The organism is Erythrobacter sp. JK5 (assembly GCF_018205975.1).
Classification (GTDB): domain Bacteria; phylum Pseudomonadota; class Alphaproteobacteria; order Sphingomonadales; family Sphingomonadaceae; genus Erythrobacter.
This window is the reverse complement of sequence record NZ_CP073577.1, coordinates 294181-312384: the sequence shown is the minus strand read 5'-3', so window position 1 is coordinate 312384 and position 18204 is coordinate 294181. Positions and strand designations below refer to the sequence as shown.

Sequence of the window (18204 nt, the reverse complement as noted above, 5' to 3'; positions counted from 1 at the left end):
GGAAGAACCTAGTCCTTCAGGAAGTCGGGCATCGCGGCGGGGCCATCGTTGCCTCCATCGCGATTGCCGTCACGATCGCCGCCGCCATCGCGACGCGGACCGCGACCTCCGCGACCGCCCCGGCGATCCCCGCCACGGCCACCGCGATCACCGCGATCACTGCGGGGACCACGGTCACCACGCGGTTCGCGCGGCGGGCGGGTATCTTCGAGCTCTTCGCCGGTTTCCTGGTCGACCACCCGCATCGACAGGCGGACCTTGCCGCGCTGGTCGATCTCGAGGACCTTGACCTTCACTTCCTGGCCTTCGCTGACGACATCGGTCGGCTTTTCGACCCGCTCGTTCTTCATTTCGGAGACGTGGACGAGACCGTCCTTGCCGCCCATGAAGTTCACGAACGCGCCGAAATCGACGATGTTGACGACCTTGCCGGTGTAGATCTTGCCGACTTCGGCTTCCTCGACGATGCCTTCGATCCACTTCCGTGCGGCTTCGATCTCGTCGGCGTTCGAGGAGCTGATCTTGATCACGCCCTCGTCGTCGATGTCCACCTTGGCGCCGGTTTCGGCCACGATCTCGCGGATCACCTTGCCGCCCGTCCCGATGACGTCGCGGATCTTCGACTTGTCGATCTGCATCGTCTCGATACGCGGAGCGTGCTTGGAGACCTCGGTGCGGGCCCCGGTGAGCGCCTTGGCCATTTCACCCAGGATATGCGCGCGGCCGGCCTTTGCCTGATCGAGCGCCTTTTCCATGATCTCCTTGGTGATCCCGGCAACCTTGATGTCCATTTGAAGGCTGGTGATGCCTTCTTCCGAACCGGCAACCTTGAAGTCCATGTCGCCGAGGTGGTCTTCGTCACCCAGGATGTCGGACAGGACCGCAAAGTCGTCGCCTTCGAGGATCAGGCCCATGGCGATACCCGAAACCGGACGCTTGAGGGGAACGCCCGCGTCCATCATCGACAACGCGCCGCCGCAGACGGTCGCCATCGAGGACGAGCCGTTGGACTCGGTGATGTCGGACAGAACGCGGATCGTGTACGGGAATTCCTCGGCATCGGGCATCACGGGGTGCAGCGCGCGATAGGCGAGCTTGCCGTGGCCGATTTCACGCCGACCGGTAAAGCCGAAACGGCCCACTTCGCCGACCGAATAGGGCGGGAAGTTATAGTGCAGCATGAAGTTGTTGTACGAGAGGCCTTCCAGCCCGTCGATCATCTGCTCGGAATCCTTCGTGCCCAGCGTGGTGGTGCAGATCGCCTGCGTTTCACCGCGGGTGAACAGTGCCGAACCATGCGTGCGCGGCAGCAGGCCGACGATCGCTTCGATCGGGCGCACCTGATCGAGCTTGCGCCCGTCGATGCGCGTGCCGTCCTTGATGATCGAACCGCGAACGATGTCGCTTTCGAGCTTCTTCACCAGCTTCAGCGTGCCAAGATATTCCGCCGGATCGCTTTCTGCGAGATCGGCAAAGGCTTCGCGCGCCTTTTCGCGAGCCGCATTGACCGCGTTCTGGCGTTCGGACTTGTTGGTGAGCTTGTAGGCCGCTTCGAGGTCGGCGCCGATGGCAGCGCGGAGCTTGTCCATCTTGGCCGACTTGTCTTCGACCGGGTCGAGCTCCCACGGATCCTTGGCGGCCTGTTCGGCCAGATCGATGATCGCACCGACGACCTTCTTACACTCGTCATGCGCGAACATCACCGCGCCGAGCATTTCCTCTTCGGTCAGCTCCTTGGCCTCGGATTCGACCATCATCACCGCGTCGTTGGTCGCGGCTACGATCAGGTCGAGGCGACCGTCTTCGCCCAGAGCATCGCTGATGCTGGGGTTGAGGACATATTCGCCGTCATTGGTGTAGCCAACGCGCGCGGCGCCGATCGGGCCCATGAACGGAACCCCCGAAAGCGTCAGAGCGGCCGACGCGGCGATCATCGCGACCACATCCGGCTCGGTCTCGCCGTCGTAGGAGAGGACCTGCGCGATAACGTTGATTTCGTTGTAGAAGCCCTCGGGGAAGAGCGGACGCACCGGGCGGTCGATCAGACGGCTGGTGAGCGTTTCCTTTTCCGTGGCGCGGCCTTCGCGCTTGAAGAAGCCACCCGGGATACGGCCGGCTGCGGAGAATTTTTCCTGGTAGTGGACGGTGAGCGGGAAGAAGTCCTGCCCCTCTTTCACCGACCGGGCGGCGGTCACGGCGCACAGCACCACGGTTTCGCCATAGGTGGCCAGAACGGCGCCGTCGGCTTGACGGGCAATACGGCCGGTTTCCAGAGTGAGGGTTTTTCCGCCCCACTCCAGCGATACGGTTTTCGTGTCGAACATTGATTTTCCTTTTCGAACCCACGGCGCCTTATTGCGCGGCGGGGCCTACATTTTCCGGGTGTACCGTCCCGGTCCGGTGCGGGGCTAATCGCGCCCCTTTCGTCCGCTCCCAGCCGAATTGCTCGGGAGGGGATAGACGAAGGGCGGCCCGTTGGAGCCGCCCTTCGCAAAACTCTTACTTACGCAGACCCAGCTTCTGGATCAGGGCGTTGTACCGCTCGACGTCTTTCTTCTTGAGATAGGCGAGCAGGTTGCGACGCTTGTTGACCATCATCAGCAGGCCGCGGCGCGAATGGTTGTCCTTGTGGTGATCCTTGAAGTGTTCGGTCAGGTTGCGGATGCGCTCGGTGAGGATCGCGACCTGCACTTCGGGACTGCCCGTGTCGTTATTGCCCTGGGCATTGTCCTTGATGATCTTCGTTTTGGTTTCGGCATCTACCGACATGTATTGTCTCTCTTACTCAGCGACATCGGGAAGGTTGAAACCCCTGACGACCTTCGCCGTCCCGTCCACCACTTCCATCAGCGCGACGGGGACATCGTCCAGCATCGCACAATAGAGCCCGGATGGTTGGGGCAGTTCAGACAGGACCCGGCCTTGGCGGACCGCCTGCGCGTCAGTCTGAGAGAGGGAAAGGGCCGGGATGTCGTCCAGCCCTGCCTCCAACGGCAGGAGTAGGTCTTCAAGTGGCGCGCCTCTACCGATTTCGTTGAGTTTGTCCAGCGAAATCGCCTGAGATTCGGTGAAAGGCCCCGCCTTGATGCGACGTAGATAGGTAACATGGCCGACGGTTCCAAGGGCGCGGGCGATATCGCGTGCCAGGCTGCGGATATAGGTGCCCTTGGACACGTGCGCTGTCAGGGTGACGCTGTCGGCGAGTTCGAGCGGCGCTGACGGATCGTAGGGATCGGGGCGGCCGGCTGTGGTCTGGAAGGCTGAACGCAGATCGGGATCTCTGTCGCGTTTCCCTGCGAGGGCGAGCGAATAGATCGTCACTCGCCGCCGCTTCATCTCCACTTCCTCCCCTGCCCGCGCCCGGTCATAGGCGCGCTTGCCGTTGATCTTCAGCGCCGAATAGGCCGGAGGAACCTGCTCGATCTCGCCGGTGAAATGCTCCAGCACCGCCGCGATCGCTGCTATTGGCGGGTAGCGATCGACGCGCTGCACAACCTCGCCCTCGGCATCGAGCGTGTCGGTCTCCGCTCCGAACTGGATCGTGAAGTCGTAGATTTTCGACGCATCGAGCATCCGCCCGGCCAGCTTTGTCGCCTCGCCCAAGGCTATCGGCAGCACGCCCTCCGCCAGCGGATCGAGCGTCCCGCCATGGCCGACCTTGCACTTGGGATAGCCGCCTTCGCGCAGGTTGCGCTTCACCGCCGCAACCGCCTGCGTCGAGCCCAGCCCGCGCGGTTTGTCGAGGATCAGCCAGCCATTCACCATGCCGCGCGCTGTAGGTGCAGCAGCTTCGCACGTCCAGACGCCCGGCTAGGGGCTTTCCGCGATGCCGCGAGCACCCGGGAATTTACCATATCGGCGTAACCCGCCCAGCATGAAACTGATTATCCATCCCGGGTTGCACAAGACCGGATCAACCTACCTTCAACACGTGCTGAACGATCACCATGCCCAGCTTGCAGCGCGCGGCGTGTGGTATCAGCCGCAGGCAGCCTATCCGGCTCATCATGACGCCGCGTGGCGCATCCTGCAGGGCGACGAGGAGCCGCTGGTGGCGATGATCGAGGCCGCACGCTCAGCCAGTTGCGGCACGGTAATCCTGTCGTCGGAAGATCTCGAGGGCGCACTGTACGACGATCGCCCGCTGCATGCGATCGACGACGCCGCCAATCAGGCCGAGGTCGGACATATCGAATGGCACGTGGTGCTGCGCGAACCCGGCGCGGCCTTTGCAAGCCTGTTTGCCCAGCTCCAGCACCACATTTATTCCGACGCCTTCCAGCTGTTCTACGATATTATGCGGCGCGGCTTCGCGCACATCGCGGCACCGATGCCCGGTTCAGGCACGCCCTACTGGTACTACGCCTTCGATCATCTCGCCGATCTCGAGCGCTTGCAAAAGCGCAGCGGCGCCCCGGTCATCGCGCACGATTTCACAGCTGGGTCAGTGTTTCCGGGGTCGGGCCTGCTAGAACGGCTCGGAGTGGTCGATGCGATTACCGAACTGCCCGGTGCCGCAGCCCGCAACGCCCGCCCTTGCCGCGACGATATCATCCGCGGTTACGTCTCGCGGATCGCCGAGGCCTTGCCCGACGAAGGCAAGCAGGCACGCATCACCAACGGCTTTCTCGCCTGTCTCGAAAGCGGGCTCGACAATATCGCCACCTACGCCGAAATGGTGGGAGACCGCTATGCCGACAGCCACCGCGCCGCGCTGGCGCGGTTCGCCGAGACCAGCCTCAGATCGAAGCCGGATCCGGTGGGCTAGCGCCGCCGATCGCCAGCCGCGCCCGGTTGCCGAATACCACCAGGTTCGTCAGCAGCGCGACCAGCACCGAACTGAACAGCACGAACACCATGACGTCGATGTAATGGACCCACGGCAGGCCGATCGTCGCATACCAGCTTACCCCTCCGAAATTCGCCGGAACGTAGAGATAGAAGGTGTGGAGCGCGTAGACCGAGAAGCCCCACAACAGCCCGGCGACAGCGGCGCGCGCATCCATGTTGCGGAACAGCAAAGCGGCGATAAAAGCCGAAAGGATCGGCATCGACAGCAAGCCGTTGAGCTCCTGCAACAGGTTGATGATGCTCTCGGCCCCGGCATAGAGCGGGACGAGCGCGATCGAGCCAATCATGGCGACAATCCCGACCACGCGGTTGAGCCGCCGGACGTCGACATCAGGGTTGATGAACCGGCGATGGAAGTCGACCGACCAGAGCGTGATCGTCGCATTCATCACCGCCGCGTAAGTTGTCAGCACCGCCGCCGCGATCATTGCGGCGAACATGCCGCTGGTCCAGCCCGGCAGCACCTCGCCGACCACCATCGCATAGGCACGATCATCGACGTCGCCGAACAGCTTGAAGGCGACGATCCCGGGCACCACCACGATCGGCGGTACAATCAGCACCCGGATGATCGCCGCGGCGATCACGCCTTTCTGCGCTTCCTTCACGCTTGGTGCGGCCAGCGCTTTTTGCGTGATGTTCTGATTGGTGGACCAATAGAATATCTGGATGAACAGCATCCCCGTGAACAGCGTGTGGAACGGGATCGGGCTGTCGAGCGATCCGATCATCGTCAGCCGCTCGCGCGGAACATCGGTCGAAATATCCCAGCCAACCGCCTGCATCGCCAGAAACACGACGACCAGTGCCAGCGCCAGGATGCCGACCCCGGCATAGGTATCGAGCACCGCGACAGCGCGCAGTCCGCCAAGGATGGCATAGGCCGCCCCCACGATCGCGAACAGCGCGGCGATCGCCGTCACCGATGCATCGACGCCGAACAGGGTCTGCATGAACAGCGCACCCGAATAGATGACGGCGGGCAGATAGATCAGGAGGTTGCCGAGCAGGAACAGCGCGGAGATCACGGTCCGGATGCTCGCCCCGTCGTAGCGCTGCTCGAGCAGCTGCGTGATCGTCGTGCAATTGTTGCGATAATAGATCGGGACGAACACGAAGGCGAGCAGCAGAAGCCCGACGAAACCGGCCAGTTCCCACCAGGCGAGCAGCAGCATCTGGTTGCCGTTCATGCCGACCAGCTGATCGGTCGAAAGGTTGGTAAGCGTGATCGCGCCGGCGACGAAGAACCAGCTCAGCCCCCCGCCGGCAAGAAAGATTTCGCGATCGGCAGAGGCATGGCTGGCGGCACGGGCGGCTGCGACCTTTCGCCACGTCAGCACGGCAAGAACCAGCATCAATCCGAGAAAGACCGCGACCTGGACGATATTCATTCCTGCGCTCTCCCCCGAGCCGTTGTTCGCGTGCGGCAGTAACTGCCTTTTTCGCGCATACCAATGGGCAAGCGGCACAATCCCCGATAGGGCGCGGGCTGTGAACGCAACGGCGAATCTCGAAGGCAGTGGAACGCAGCTGCTTGTGCACGGCGGAGTGGGCGATCGCCCGCGCCTGCTGCATGCCGGACCGACGCTGCCGGGCGCGACCGCGCAGGATTTCGCCGGGCTGAGCGAGCGCCAGCATGCACCGGGCGGGCCGCAGCTTCCAGTCGCGCCGAGCCTGCTCAATCCGCTGGGCACCGGATACCCCGGCCCGCCCGGTCTGCTGCTGCACCGCGATGGCTGCAGTTGGGCGGTGGATCTGCGACTGGTTGAATATATCGAACCGAGCGCGTCGCTGACGGTGGTCACCCGCGATGACAACGCCGGGGTCACGGTCAGGCATGACTTTGCCATCGACGCTTCGACCGGGGTGCTGTCGCTCAGCGCCTCGCTTGCGAATTCCGGCGACACCGCGCTCGACCTGCAGTGGCTGAGCGCAGTGTGCCTGCCGCTCGATCCCCGGTTCGATCGCATCATGGCGTTCGGCGGAAAATGGGCGGGCGAATTCCAGATCGAGGAATGGCAGCCTGTCCGCGGCGCTTTCCTGCGCGAGAACCGCTCCGGACGCACGAGCCACACGAGCTTTCCGGGCCTGTATTGCGGCACCTCGGCCACCAGCGAGACCCATGGCCCGGCGGCGGCTTTCCATCTCGGCTGGAGCGGCAATCATCGCCTCCGGATCGATCGGCTTCCCGACGATACGCTTGCCCTTCAGGCAGGCGAATTGCTGCTGCCCGGCGAGATGCGGCTGGAACCCGGAGAAAGCTACTCCACGCCGACGCTGTATGCGTGCTGGGCGGAAGACGGCCATGGTGAAGCCACCCGCAGGCTCCACGCCTTCGTTGCGGACCAGGTCGGTCGTTCCGTCCCGCGGCCGGTGCATTTCAACACCTGGGAAGCGGTCTATTTCGATCATTCGCCGGATCGGCTCTTTGCGCTCGCCGATCAGGCGGCCGAAACCGGCGCAGAGCGTTTCGTGCTCGACGATGGCTGGTTCGGGGCGCGCCGCAGCGATCGCGCCGGGCTCGGCGACTGGTTTGTCTCTGAGGATGTCTATCCCGACGGACTTGGCCCCCTCGCCGACCATGTCCGCTCGCTCGGCATGGAATTCGGCCTGTGGTTCGAACCCGAGATGGTCAATCCCGACAGCGATCTTTTCCGCGAGCATCCCGATTGGGTGCTCGGGGTGGAGAGGGTGGACCCGATCGCGTCGCGCCATCAGCTCCCGCTCGACCTGACGCGCTCCGAAGTCTCGGACTACCTGTTCGAGCGGATCGACCACCTCGTCCGCGAGCTTTCGATCGCCTACATCAAGTGGGACATGAACCGCGATATCCAGCATCCGGGGAACGCTGGAGGGCGACCGGCGGTGCATCGGCAGACCCGAGCGGTCTACGCGCTGATCGACCGCCTCTGCGCAGCGCACCCCGAACTCGAAATCGAAAGCTGTTCGAGCGGCGGAGCGCGGGCCGACTACGGCATCCTGCAGCGCACCCACCGTATCTGGACCAGCGACAACAACGACGCGCGCCAGCGCCATGCGATCATGCGGGGAGCCGCCTATTTCCTGCCGCTGCGGGTGCTTGGCAACCATGTCGGACCAAAACGGTGCCACATCACCGGGCGGCGCTTCGACATGCATTTTCGCGCGGGAACGGCGGTGTTCGGTCATATGGGGATGGAGCTCGATCTGGCGACCGAGAGCGTGTCGGACCGGGGTATCCTCAAGGCCGCGATTGCGCTGCACAAGCGGCATCGCGCCCTGATCCATGGCGGAGACTATCACCGGCTCGAAACGCCGGCGCAGCTTGCGGCGATTGGCGTCGTCTCGCGCGATCGCGGCGAAGCGCTGTTCCAGACCGCCGTGATCGACCAGCACCCCTCGCCGCATCCGCCGCGCCTGCGCTTTGTCGGGCTTGATCTACAGCGACGCTACAAGGTCGCCTGCGTCTGGCCGACCTTTCTCGTCGGCGAACCGGCCAGCTTTGCCGGATCGGCCCTGATGCAGTACGGGCTGCAACTGCCGCAAACCTATCCCGATACCTGCCTGATCCATCACCTAGAAGCCGAAGAATGACAGACCCTTACGACCTGCTGGTGATCGGCGGCGGCATCAACGGTGCCGGGATCGCGCGCGACGCGGCGGGACGCGGGCTGTCGGTGCTATTGGTCGAGAAAGACGATCTCGCGCAGCACACGTCAAGCGCCTCGACCAAGCTCGTGCATGGCGGCCTGCGCTATCTCGAACATTACGAATTCCGGCTGGTGCGCGAAAGCCTGATCGAGCGCGAGCGGTTGCTGAAGATCGCGCCGCACATCATCTGGCCCTTGCGCTTCGTGTTGCCGCATGACGAGGGGCTGCGGCCCAAATGGATGCTGCGGCTGGGGCTGTTCCTGTACGATAATCTTGGCGGGCGAAAGCTGTTGCCGCCGACGCGATCCGTGAACCTGCGCGAACCGCCGCATGCCGACATTCTGGAAGATCGCCTCGTCAAGGGCTTCGAATATTCCGATTGCTGGGTCGAGGACTCGCGACTTGTGGCGCTCAATTGCGTCGACGCGAAAGAGCATGGCGCCGACATTCGCACGCGGACCGAATGCACCGGCCTGAAGCGTGGCGAAGAGGTCTGGACCGCCACCTTGCGCACCGAGAGCGGCGAGGAAGAGGTGCGCGCCCGGATGGTCGTCAATGCCTCCGGGCCTTGGGTCGACACCGTGCTTGAGCGGGCAATCCCGCGCGAGAGCCACGAAAACCTCCGCCTCGTCAAAGGCAGCCACCTGATCTTCCCGCGCCTGTTCGAAGGTGAGCATTGCTACATCTTCCAGAACAAGGACGACCGGATTGTCTTCGCGATCCCCTACGAACGTGAATTCACGCTCGTCGGCACCACCGATGTTCGGTTCGAAGGCGATCCTTCCGTGATCGAAATCTCGCCCGAGGAAGCGCGCTACATCTGCGATGCCGCGAACGAATATCTGCGCGTGGACGTGACTCCCGAACAGGCCGTGTCGAGTTATTCGGGGGTGCGCCCTCTCTACGACGATCGGTCTTCATCGGACTCGACCGTGACGCGCGACTACGTTTTCGAACTCGATCGAGGAGACGGCGACGATGAGCCGCCGCTGCTGTCGATCTTCGGCGGCAAGATCACAACGTTTCGCAAGCTTGCCGAGCATGCGCTTGAAAAGCTTGGAATGCCCGGCAAGGCATGGACCGCACCCGCACCGCTGCCCGGAGGCGATATCGATCCCGAGCGTTTCGATGACTTCGTCGAAGATGTCCGCAAAAGATACGATTGGCTTCCGGGGAGTGCTATCGAACGACTTTGCCGCGCTTACGGCACGCGGGTGCATATCCTGCTGGTCGACACCCAAGGTCTCAATGACTTGGGTCCGCATCTCGGCGGCGATCTCTACGAACTCGAGCTCGAATATCTAGTCGACCAGGAGTTCGCGAAGAGTGCCGAGGACGTCTTGTGGCGGCGCAGCAAGCTGGGGCTGCATCTGGACGGAGCCTCGCAGGCGCGGGTGCGGGAATGGTTCGCGCAGCAGAAAGTTGCAGCATGATCGAACTTTCACGCTCGCTGGGTGGATGCCCGACCTATCGGCGCGATCATCGCAAGGCCGATGGGCGGATGCTGCATCTCTATGGTCGCGAGCCGCATGATCTACCGTCACAGCGAGAAAGCGATGACGAAATCGCGCAGGGCGGAGAGATCCGGTTCCATCCGCTGCGCGGCGAATGGAACGTTTACGCGGCGCATCGGCAGAACCGCACGTTCAAACCTTCGGCGGCCGACGATCCGCTCGCCCCGACCCGCCCGAATGGTCCCGAAACCGAAATTCCCTTCGAGGATTTCGAGCTGGCGATCTTCGAAAACAAATTTGCCGCGTTCCATCCCGGTGCCGGCAAGGCGGAGAGACTACCCGGTCTGGAGATCGGACCCGCCAAAGGTGCCTGCGATGTCGTGGTCTACGGTCCCGAACCGAGCGGCAGTCTCCACACGATCGGCCAGGATCGGCGGCAGGTGCTGCTGGCGGCGCTTATCGACCGCTATGAAATGCTGTTCGCTTCGGGCTGCAACTATGTGCTTCCATTCGAAAATCGCGGTGACGTTGTCGGCGTGACATTGCACCATCCGCACGGGCAGATTTACGGATTCGAGCGGATACCGCAGGTTCAGCAACGCGCCATCGATGCCTTTGCAGGCGGATTCGATCTGGCAGGCGAGATCGACGCCGCGCTTCCCGAATACGGTCTCGGCGACGTCGGCGGCACGGCGGCGTTCGTGCCTCGCTTCGCACGCTTCCCCTACGAGGTATGGATTGCGCCGCGCGCCCGGCGCGAAGGGCCGTGGGACTGCACCGACGCAGAGCTCGACGGGCTGGCCTACTGGCTGGGCGAAGTCACCCGTCGCTACGATAAGCTGTTCGATCAGCCCGCCGCGACCATGATGGCATTTCACGCCGCACCCAATCCGAACCTAGATGCCGGATCGGCCGGCTATCACTTCACCGTGCAATTCTACCCGCTGCTGCGCGCGCCGGGCCGGACCAAATACCTCGCCTCGGTCGAACAGCACACGGGCACGTTCACGGTCGACGTGATGCCCGAGAGCGCGGTTGCTCTGTTGCGGGACCTTGCCGATGACTGACGCCTTCACTGCCCGCGCACCGGGCCGCGTCAACCTGATCGGAGAGCACACCGACTACAACGGCGGGATGGTGCTGCCTGCGGCTCTGGCGGTCGGGCTCGAAGTCGCGCTCGTTCCCCGCCCGGACAGCGCGGTGGCGGTCGCATCGAATGGCTACGACGCGCCGGCAATCCGCGACCTTGCCGACGATGCGGTCGGCGACTGGGCCGACCCCTGCGTCGGCGCGCTACGCGAGGCGAACGCACTCGGCCTGCTGCGCGGCGGGGCGACGCTGGAGGTGCAATCCACCATTCCGCAAGGGTCCGGCCTGTCCTCCTCGGCGGCGCTCATCGTCGCGGTGCTCAAGGCCGCGCGCGAAGCCGCTGGCGCGGGGCCGGACGATGTCGAGCTGGCCGTAGCCGCGCGCCGGGTGGAAAACCTCTACATGGGAGTGCCGTGCGGGATCATGGACCAGATGGCCGTCGCACTGGCGACGCCCGGTACCGCGATGGCGCTCGATACCCGGACGCTGTCCTGCGAACTTGTCGCGTTCCCTCGCGGATACGAGATGGTCGTCGTGCATTCGGGCCTGACACGCAAGCTGACCGATGGGCGCTACGCCGCGCGCAAGGCCGAATGCGACGCGGCCAAGCGCCATTTCGGGACCGAGGACCTGTGCCTGCTCGACCGCGCGCTGGTCGAGGCGGCGGAGCTCGACGATATCCCGAAACGGCGAACCCTTCACTGCCTGAGCGAACATGCGCGCGTGCAGAAAGCGGTTGCGGCGATGCGGGCTGGCGACATGGCGTCGTTCGGAACGCTGATGAATGCAAGCCATGCCTCGATGCGCGACCTGTTCGAGATGTCGCTGCCCGAGATCGACGCACTGGTCGAAAGTTCTCTCAAGCTGGGTGCGCTTGGCGCACGGCTGACGGGCGGTGGTTTTGGCGGCTGCATCGTCGCTTGCGTGGAGACAGAAAGGCGCGAGACGTGGCTCAAAGAATTGTCTGCCCGGCACGCTCGGTCCCGGTTTATCGATGCGGTCGGGGCCGAACCCTAACCGCCACCGACAAACTGCGCGAGCGCGAGGTAATATCCCATCGCCCAGTAAACCGGCGGCATCACGATCCTTTCGATCCACCCCGTTCCGAACGCCCAGCTGCCCGCAATCACCGCGATCAGCAGGAACATGCCGACCTGCTGCAGCCTGTCCCACTGCGCACGCAGGCTGCGCGGCAGCAGCCCGCCGACGATATGCGACCCGTCGAAGGGCGGGATCGGCAGCAGGTTGAACAGGCCAAGAAACACGTTGATCAGCATGAAATAGAACAGCCCGCTGGCGAGATACTGGACGCTGCCGTCGGGGCCGACGACCATCAGCATCCCGGTCGCGGACGGCGCCATCGTGGCCGTAAGCGGCGTCAAGAGCCCGAACAGGACCGCGCCGATCGCCGCGAGCACGAAGTTGCTTCCCGGCCCCGCCGCCGCGACCGCCATCATTCCGTAGCGCGGATTGTCGAGCCGCCATTTGTTGACCGGCACCGGCTTTGCCCAGCCGAACGCCGGCCCACCGAATAGCAGCAACGCTCCGGGCACTAGCAGCGTACCGATCGGGTCGACGTGCTTGATCGGATTGAGCGTCAACCGCCCGCGCTCGCTCGCGGTCTCGTCGCCAAGGAGCTTCGCCATGTAGCCATGCGCGACCTCGTGAAACACGATCGCGATAATCAGGCATGGGATGAGGACAAGCGCAACGGCGAGCGTATCGGTCATGGGCACCAGATAGGAGGCTCCACGCTGGCGCGCCAGTGGGCTTCCATCCCGGCGATCGGTCGGAGCGTCCCTGTCTGATCCGATACCCCGCTTCATGCATCTGAAATTGCGACTTTTTCTGCCGCACACGATCTGGTAAGTGGTCGACAGCAAAGGCGGGAGAATTCGAATATGTCGTTGCAGAATGCCAAACGGCGTGCGGCCCGGATGATCGCCCAGCACGAAAGCTTCGTGCCGCACATGTATCTCGACTCGGTCAGCTACGTAACCGTGGGGTTCGGCAAGATGTTCCGGACCGCCGCATCGACCGCCTCGGTCAATTTCATCAAGGTGACGGCGAGGCCGCAGCGCCCCGCGACCGTGGCGGAAAAGGCGGCGGAGTGGACCACCATGCAGCGGCTGTCCCCGGCGGGAACGCGGATCAACTATGCGGCCCGCCACTATGCGCAGTACCGAACGCTCGAGATCACCCGCGCCGAAGGCACACGATTGCTCGAACTGTCTCTCAACGACGCGATAGCGATTCTGCGCGCCAATTATCCGGGGTTGAATGCCTTCCCGAGGACGCGCAGGTCGCCATGATCGACATGGCCTACAATCTGGGCAACCGCATTCACACCGTCTTCCGGCAGTTTACCCGGGCGATCAACCGGAGGGGCGGGCCCGACTGGCAGGAGGCCGCGCGGCAATCCAACCGCCCTCAGCTTTCCGCTTCGCGCAATCGCGAAATCTACGACCTGTTCATGTCGGCGCATCGCACCAGCCAGACGCAAAACCGGAGGAGAGCGCCATGAGGGGTTGGTTATCGGGCCTGGCTGCCGTCGGGCTGGCCGCCTGTCAGCCTGCCGCTGAACCGGCGAAGGACACGGCGAACGACACACAGTCCGCCGCGGTCGAAGAGGCCGAAGGGCTCGTCCTGGAAACGGGACCGCTGGTCGACAAGGCGAAACTCACCAAAGTCATGGGCGAATGGACGCCGGTCTCGGAAATGGCAGAGGCCGAATTTGGCGCGATGACGATCGCGGACGATAAGATCACCTTCGCTTCTATCGGATCCGCGAAGATGCAATTTCAGGGCAGCCACGCCACGCTCCAATGGGAGCAGGATTACGACGCACTGACAGGAATCTGTGCCGAAAGTCAGCCCGTTGCAGTCGAACTCCGGCTGTCGGACAAGGACGAGATCCTTGCTCCGGACACGCCGGGTCGGTTGCTCGAGCTCAGTTTCTATTCCAGCGCAGCCAACATGGCAGCCGGGCGCGACAACAATCTCGATCTTTGCCGGATAAGCACGTGGGAGAGCAAATAGCGGTGGCTAGCGAGCCAGCGCCTCGCTGAAATGCTTGCGGCACAGCGCCAGATAGCGATCGTTGCCGCCGATTTCGGTCTGTTCGCCCTGCTTGATCGGCTTGCCCTCCGCGTCGACCCGCAGGTTCATGCTCGCCTTGCGCCCGCAATGGCACACTGCCTTCAGCTCGACGAGCGTGTCCGCGATGCCGAGCAAGGCCGCAGATCCGGGAAACAGCTCGCCCTGGAAATCGGTGCGGATGCCGTAGCACAGGACCGGAATGCCCGCTTCGTCGGCGAGCCGTGCGAGCTGCCACACCTGCGGCTTGGTCAGAAACTGTGCCTCGTCCACCAGCACGCAATCGAGCGGTCGTGAGTTGTGCGCGGCCTGCACTTCGTTCCACAGGTCGGTATCGGGCGAATAGAGATGCGCCCCTGCCTCGAGCCCGATGCGGCTGCGCACCATCCCTGACGAGCGGGTATCGAGCTCGGCAGTCCACAGCATCGTCGCCATACCGCGTTCGCGGTAATTGAAATCGGCCTGCAGCATGGTGGTCGATTTCCCCGCATTCATGCTGGCATAGTAGAAGTAGAGCTTGGCCATGTCCGCTGACTAAGCGCGGCGGGGGCAAACTGCCAAGACCGGCACCCCGCCGCTGTCCACAGGCGCCATTAAGCGGGCAGACAGGCGCACATCGCGATGCTAGCGCCCATTCGCACCAATTCGAAATTCCAAGACTTGCGGGGACCAAGCGATGGCAACGGCAGCTTCGGCTGATGGCAATCAGGGCAATCTGGGTGGCTTTCTGGGCTGGATCGAGCGGAGCGGCAACAAGCTGCCCGACCCGGTCTTCCTGTTCTTCTGGCTGATCTTCATCCTGATCGCGATCTCGGTCGTCTCCAGCCTGTTCGGCGTTTCCGCCGCGCACCCCACCGAAGTCGATCCCGATACCGGCACCGCAGTGGTCATCACCGCGACCAGCCTGCTGAGCGCGGAGAACATCCAGAAACTGTGGGTCGACATGCCCACTACCTTCACCCACTTCCACCCGCTCGGTTACGTGCTGGTGGTGATGCTCGGCGCGGGCGTTGCCGAGCGGGCGGGGCTGTTCGGCACCGCGATGCGCGCGGGCGTGCGCGACGCGCCCAAAGGGCTGCTGACTCCGATCGTCGTCCTGGTCGGGATGATGGGGAATCTCGCTGCAGACGCCGCCTACGTGGTGCTGATACCGCTTGCCGGGATCATCTTCCACGCCGCCGGACGCCACCCGGTCGCGGGTATCGCGGCCACCTTCGCCGGGGTGTCGGGCGGCTTCTCGGCCAACCTGCTGCCCGGCCAGCTCGACGCGCTGCTGTTCGGGATCACCGAAGCGAGCGTGGAGACCGTGTTCGGCGATTTCACCGCCAACATCGCGGGCAACTGGTATTTCATCGCGGCGATGACCTTCGTGTTCCTGCCGGTGATCTGGTACGTCACCGACCGGATGATCGAGCCGCGACTGGGCACCTGGGACTCGGCAAATGCGGGCCGCGCCAGCGATGACGAGCAATCCGACCGCGCGCTCACCCCCGAAGAGAAACGCGGCCTGCGCAACGCCGGGCTCGCGGTGCTGTTCGTGGTCGGTCTGTGGCTGTTCTTCACGCTCGGCCCTGGTACCCCGCTGATCGACGAAAGCGCGAGTCCCGAAGCGCAGTTGACCCCGTTCTACCGCAGTCTCGTCGCCGGGTTCTTCCTGCTGTTTCTGCTCGCGGGCTGGGCCTATGGTCGCGGCGCGGGCACGATCGGCGACCACCGCGATCTGGTGAAGATGATGTCGGGCGCGATGGAGGATCTCGCCTATTACCTCGTCCTTGCCTTCGCCGCCGCGCATTTCGTGGCGATGTTCGCATGGTCGAACCTCGGGCTGATCCTCGCGGTGCACGGCGCCGACTTTCTCGGCTCGACCAATATGCCCGCCTGGGCGCTGCTGGCCTCGATCATTGTGGTTTCGGCGCTGCTCAACCTGTTCGTCGGTTCGGCCAGCGCCAAATGGGCATTGATTGCGCCGGTGATGGTGCCGATGCTGATGCTGCTGGGTATCACCCCGGAAATGGCGACCGCCGCCTATCGCGTGGGCGACAGCGCGACCAACATCATTACCCCACTGATGGTGTACTTCCCGCTGATCCTGATCTTCTGCCAGCGCTGGAACAAGGATTTCGGGCTCGGCAGCCTGGCAGCGACGATGCTGCCCTATTCGATCGGGTTGATGGTGGCCGGCCTGGCGCTGACGATCGGCTGGGTCGTGCTCGACCTGCCGCTCGGCCCGGGCGCAAGCGTGTTCATGGAAGTGCCGACGGCCGCGGTCAGTTCAGGAGCGCCTGGCCCCGTCAATTGATCCCCTGGTCGCAATCGGGCATACTCTTCGGACACCATCCGCTGCGCTCAATCGTACCCCAGAGTGGAGGAGCCGCACCGATGCCGCTGCTGAAACGCAAATTCCTGTTACCCATTGTCGCGCTGGTCGCGCCGGCGGTGCTGCTTGCCAACAGCACCGCGCCGTTGACCTACACACTCGACGCGAGCGCCAGCAACGTCTCGGCCAAAGTCCCGTTCTTCGGCCTGTCGAGCAAGACTGCGACGTTTCCCAAGATGGAGGGGACGGTGCGGATCGTGCCCGGCCAGCCCGAACGGGCGCTGATCGACGTGACGTTCGATGCGACCGCGATCAAGGCACCCGATAGCGTCACGCTTGAGCGCTTGCGCGGCGAAAAGTTCTTCTGGGTCGAGAAGTATCCGCAGGTGCGCTTCGTCGGTCGGTCGCTGAAACTGACGTCCCCGACCAGGGGAACCGTTTCGGGCGAGCTTACCGCGCGCGGCGTAACCCAGCCGCAGGTGCTCGATGTGACCTTCGATACCGACCCGCTGACGACCGCCCGCGGAAAACCGGTGAGCTTCACCGGGACGACCACGATCGACCGCCGCAAGTACGGAATGAAGAGCTACCAACTGATCGTCGGCAACAAGGTCGATATCCGCCTGCGCGCCCGGATGCTGCCGCGCTAGGCCGCGCTAGCCTTCGAATTCGAAGCCGTTGCCGATCGAGTCCAAGGTCGGGCGGTTGTCCGGGGCGATGTCGCTCCAGTGCCAATCGGATTGGTCGTCCGCGATGCTGCCCGCTGCATCCTTCCGTCGCCCCGTCAGATAGTTCACGCTCGCCTGCCGCATCTCGCCACTGCCGCGGTGCACGTAGTTCGCCTCGAACCCGATCAGCGCCATCGCCTCCCCATTCCAGCGAAACTGGAACTGGCGGTTGAACATCGACCAGCTGCCGGCACTGGCGAAAAAGGCGATGGCGAGGTGCAGTGAACCCTGCTCGATCCGCATGCCTTCGTAGGGGTCTTCGATGGTCGGGCTGTCATGATCGGGAATAATCGCGCCGTTGCGACCGACCAGACGGTAACGACCGTCGTTCGTTTTCATGGCGACGAGGAGCATGCGCGGGTTCGCGTCGTAACGCTCGGAACCCAGCCCGTCGGGATTTTCGATCATCAGCTGCGGATCGTTCTTCTGGATGACGAGCGCGGTATCCGCGCTACCGTCGCCATTCAGATCGCCTTCGACCTTGTCGTAGAGTTTCCATCCGAACGGCACGAAGTCGATAGCGCGATTGGCGGCCGGCTCGATCGCGGTTTCTTCGGCCTTGAGCGATACCGGTGCGCACAGGGCGAGGCAGCCGAGCAGGCACAATGTCAGCCGGGCATTCACGCTTCGTCGCCTTCGGGATCGTCGCCCAAATCTCTGGCCACCTTGGGATCGCGCAGCAGCGCCTCTATCCGATCGGCCTCGGCAAAGCTCTCATCCTTGCGGAACGTGAGCCTGGGCGCGAATTTCAAGCTCAGCCGCCTGGCGACCTCGCGCTGCAGGAAGGCGGTGTTCTGGCGCAGCGCCGTGACCACATCGTCCTCGTCCGCGCCCAGCAGCGGTTTCACATAGGCGGTGGCGTTGCGCAGGTCCGGGGTCATGCGCACCTCCGTGACCGCGATATTGGCCGCGCTGACGGTCTCGTCGTGCACCTCCTGCCGTGCGAGCAGTTCGGACAGGATATGCCGCACCCGCTCGCCTACCTTGAGGACGCGGACCGAGTGCTGTTCAGCGGTAAAATCCTGACGTTTTGCCATGG

Annotated in this window: 18 protein-coding genes; 10 read left to right on the top strand and 8 right to left on the bottom strand. The window is 63.8% G+C overall.

From position 1 onward, the window contains the following. Nucleotides 1-8 precede the first annotated feature (8 nt). The 3 genes from pnp to truB all read right to left on the bottom strand — a co-directional run bounded on the left by pnp (nucleotide 9) and on the right by truB (nucleotide 3765). Complete coding sequence (gene pnp / locus KDC96_RS01450; RefSeq protein ID WP_212450070.1) at nucleotides 9-2324, bottom strand: polyribonucleotide nucleotidyltransferase; 2316 nt, start codon at nucleotides 2322-2324, stop codon at nucleotides 9-11. Between the two features lie 175 nt (nucleotides 2325-2499). Then, the gene (gene rpsO / locus KDC96_RS01445) at nucleotides 2500-2769 is read right to left on the bottom strand and encodes a 30S ribosomal protein S15 (protein WP_212450068.1); all 270 of its coding nucleotides are present in this window, start codon (nucleotides 2767-2769) and stop codon (nucleotides 2500-2502) included. Nucleotides 2770-2781: 12 nt separating this feature from the next. Beyond that, the gene (gene truB, locus KDC96_RS01440; protein WP_212450066.1) at nucleotides 2782-3765 is read right to left on the bottom strand and encodes a tRNA pseudouridine(55) synthase TruB; all 984 of its coding nucleotides are present in this window, start codon (nucleotides 3763-3765) and stop codon (nucleotides 2782-2784) included. 109 nt (nucleotides 3766-3874) lie between these two features. On the opposite strand from truB, the gene KDC96_RS01435 reads away from it, so the two are divergent. Next, nucleotides 3875-4768 (top strand): hypothetical protein, encoded by an 894-nt coding sequence (locus tag KDC96_RS01435; protein ID WP_212450064.1) that lies wholly within the window; start codon nucleotides 3875-3877, stop codon nucleotides 4766-4768. Here the strand turns inward: KDC96_RS01435 and KDC96_RS01430 are convergent. Then, the gene (locus tag KDC96_RS01430; RefSeq protein WP_212450062.1) at nucleotides 4740-6242 is read right to left on the bottom strand and encodes a sodium/solute symporter; all 1503 of its coding nucleotides are present in this window, start codon (nucleotides 6240-6242) and stop codon (nucleotides 4740-4742) included. The two genes, KDC96_RS01435 and KDC96_RS01430, sit on opposite strands and share 29 nt — an antisense overlap. A 100-nt stretch (nucleotides 6243-6342) precedes the next feature. Here KDC96_RS01430 and KDC96_RS01425 point away from each other — a divergent pair, with 100 nt between their 5' ends. Genes KDC96_RS01425 through galK form a run of 4 tightly spaced genes read left to right on the top strand, consistent with a single transcriptional unit; the run spans nucleotide 6343 to nucleotide 12041 of the window. Next, nucleotides 6343-8424, top strand: coding sequence for an alpha-galactosidase (locus tag KDC96_RS01425; RefSeq protein ID WP_249171871.1), 2082 nt, complete (start codon nucleotides 6343-6345; stop codon nucleotides 8422-8424). Next, nucleotides 8421-9914, top strand: a complete 1494-nt coding sequence (gene glpD / locus KDC96_RS01420) for a glycerol-3-phosphate dehydrogenase (RefSeq protein ID WP_212450060.1) — start codon at nucleotides 8421-8423, stop codon at nucleotides 9912-9914. The genes KDC96_RS01425 and glpD overlap by 4 nt, the downstream gene beginning before the upstream one ends. Next, on the top strand, nucleotides 9911-11002 hold the full coding sequence (locus tag KDC96_RS01415; RefSeq protein WP_212450058.1) for a galactose-1-phosphate uridylyltransferase: 1092 nt from the start codon (nucleotides 9911-9913) through the stop codon (nucleotides 11000-11002). Before glpD ends, KDC96_RS01415 begins: the two co-directional genes overlap by 4 nt. Beyond that, complete coding sequence (gene galK / locus KDC96_RS01410; protein ID WP_212450056.1) at nucleotides 10995-12041, top strand: galactokinase; 1047 nt, start codon at nucleotides 10995-10997, stop codon at nucleotides 12039-12041. The genes KDC96_RS01415 and galK overlap by 8 nt, the downstream gene beginning before the upstream one ends. Here galK and KDC96_RS01405 read toward each other — a convergent pair. Next, entirely contained in the window at nucleotides 12038-12754 is a 717-nt protein-coding gene (locus tag KDC96_RS01405; RefSeq protein WP_212450054.1) for a site-2 protease family protein, read from the bottom strand. The genes galK and KDC96_RS01405 overlap by 4 nt on opposite strands. A 171-nt stretch (nucleotides 12755-12925) precedes the next feature. Here KDC96_RS01405 and KDC96_RS01400 point away from each other — a divergent pair, with 171 nt between their 5' ends. From KDC96_RS01400 to KDC96_RS01390, 3 genes are read left to right on the top strand one after another with little or no spacing between them, the layout of a single operon-like run. Further along, a complete protein-coding gene (locus KDC96_RS01400; protein ID WP_212450052.1) occupies nucleotides 12926-13336 on the top strand; it encodes a hypothetical protein in 411 nt (136 codons plus the stop codon). Beyond that, nucleotides 13333-13548: a hypothetical protein gene (locus tag KDC96_RS01395; protein ID WP_212450051.1), complete on the top strand. Its 216-nt coding sequence runs from the start codon at nucleotides 13333-13335 to the stop codon at nucleotides 13546-13548. Before KDC96_RS01400 ends, KDC96_RS01395 begins: the two co-directional genes overlap by 4 nt. Continuing rightward, complete coding sequence (locus tag KDC96_RS01390; RefSeq protein ID WP_212450050.1) at nucleotides 13545-14063, top strand: hypothetical protein; 519 nt, start codon at nucleotides 13545-13547, stop codon at nucleotides 14061-14063. The genes KDC96_RS01395 and KDC96_RS01390 overlap by 4 nt, the downstream gene beginning before the upstream one ends. 6 nt (nucleotides 14064-14069) lie before the next feature. Here the strand turns inward: KDC96_RS01390 and KDC96_RS01385 are convergent, their stop codons facing one another. Next, nucleotides 14070-14645 (bottom strand): thymidine kinase, encoded by a 576-nt coding sequence (locus KDC96_RS01385; protein ID WP_212450049.1) that lies wholly within the window; start codon nucleotides 14643-14645, stop codon nucleotides 14070-14072. Nucleotides 14646-14796: 151 nt separating this feature from the next. Between KDC96_RS01385 and KDC96_RS01380 the strand changes: the two genes are divergently transcribed. Together KDC96_RS01380 and KDC96_RS01375 are read left to right on the top strand one after the other, a co-directional pair. Next, on the top strand, nucleotides 14797-16419 hold the full coding sequence (locus tag KDC96_RS01380) for an AbgT family transporter (protein ID WP_212450048.1): 1623 nt from the start codon (nucleotides 14797-14799) through the stop codon (nucleotides 16417-16419). A gap of 80 nt (nucleotides 16420-16499) precedes the next feature. Continuing rightward, nucleotides 16500-17087 carry a YceI family protein gene (locus tag KDC96_RS01375; protein ID WP_212450047.1) on the top strand — a complete coding sequence of 196 codons (588 nt, stop codon included), beginning with the start codon at nucleotides 16500-16502 and terminating at the stop codon, nucleotides 17085-17087. 6 nt (nucleotides 17088-17093) lie between these two features. Here the strand turns inward: KDC96_RS01375 and KDC96_RS01370 are convergent, their stop codons facing one another. Both KDC96_RS01370 and rbfA read right to left on the bottom strand, forming a co-directional pair. Then, a complete protein-coding gene (locus tag KDC96_RS01370) occupies nucleotides 17094-17789 on the bottom strand; it encodes a hypothetical protein (protein ID WP_212450046.1) in 696 nt (231 codons plus the stop codon). Further along, nucleotides 17786-18202, bottom strand: a complete 417-nt coding sequence (rbfA, locus tag KDC96_RS01365; protein ID WP_212450045.1) for a 30S ribosome-binding factor RbfA — start codon at nucleotides 18200-18202, stop codon at nucleotides 17786-17788. The genes KDC96_RS01370 and rbfA overlap by 4 nt, the downstream gene beginning before the upstream one ends. Nucleotides 18203-18204 lie beyond the last annotated feature (2 nt).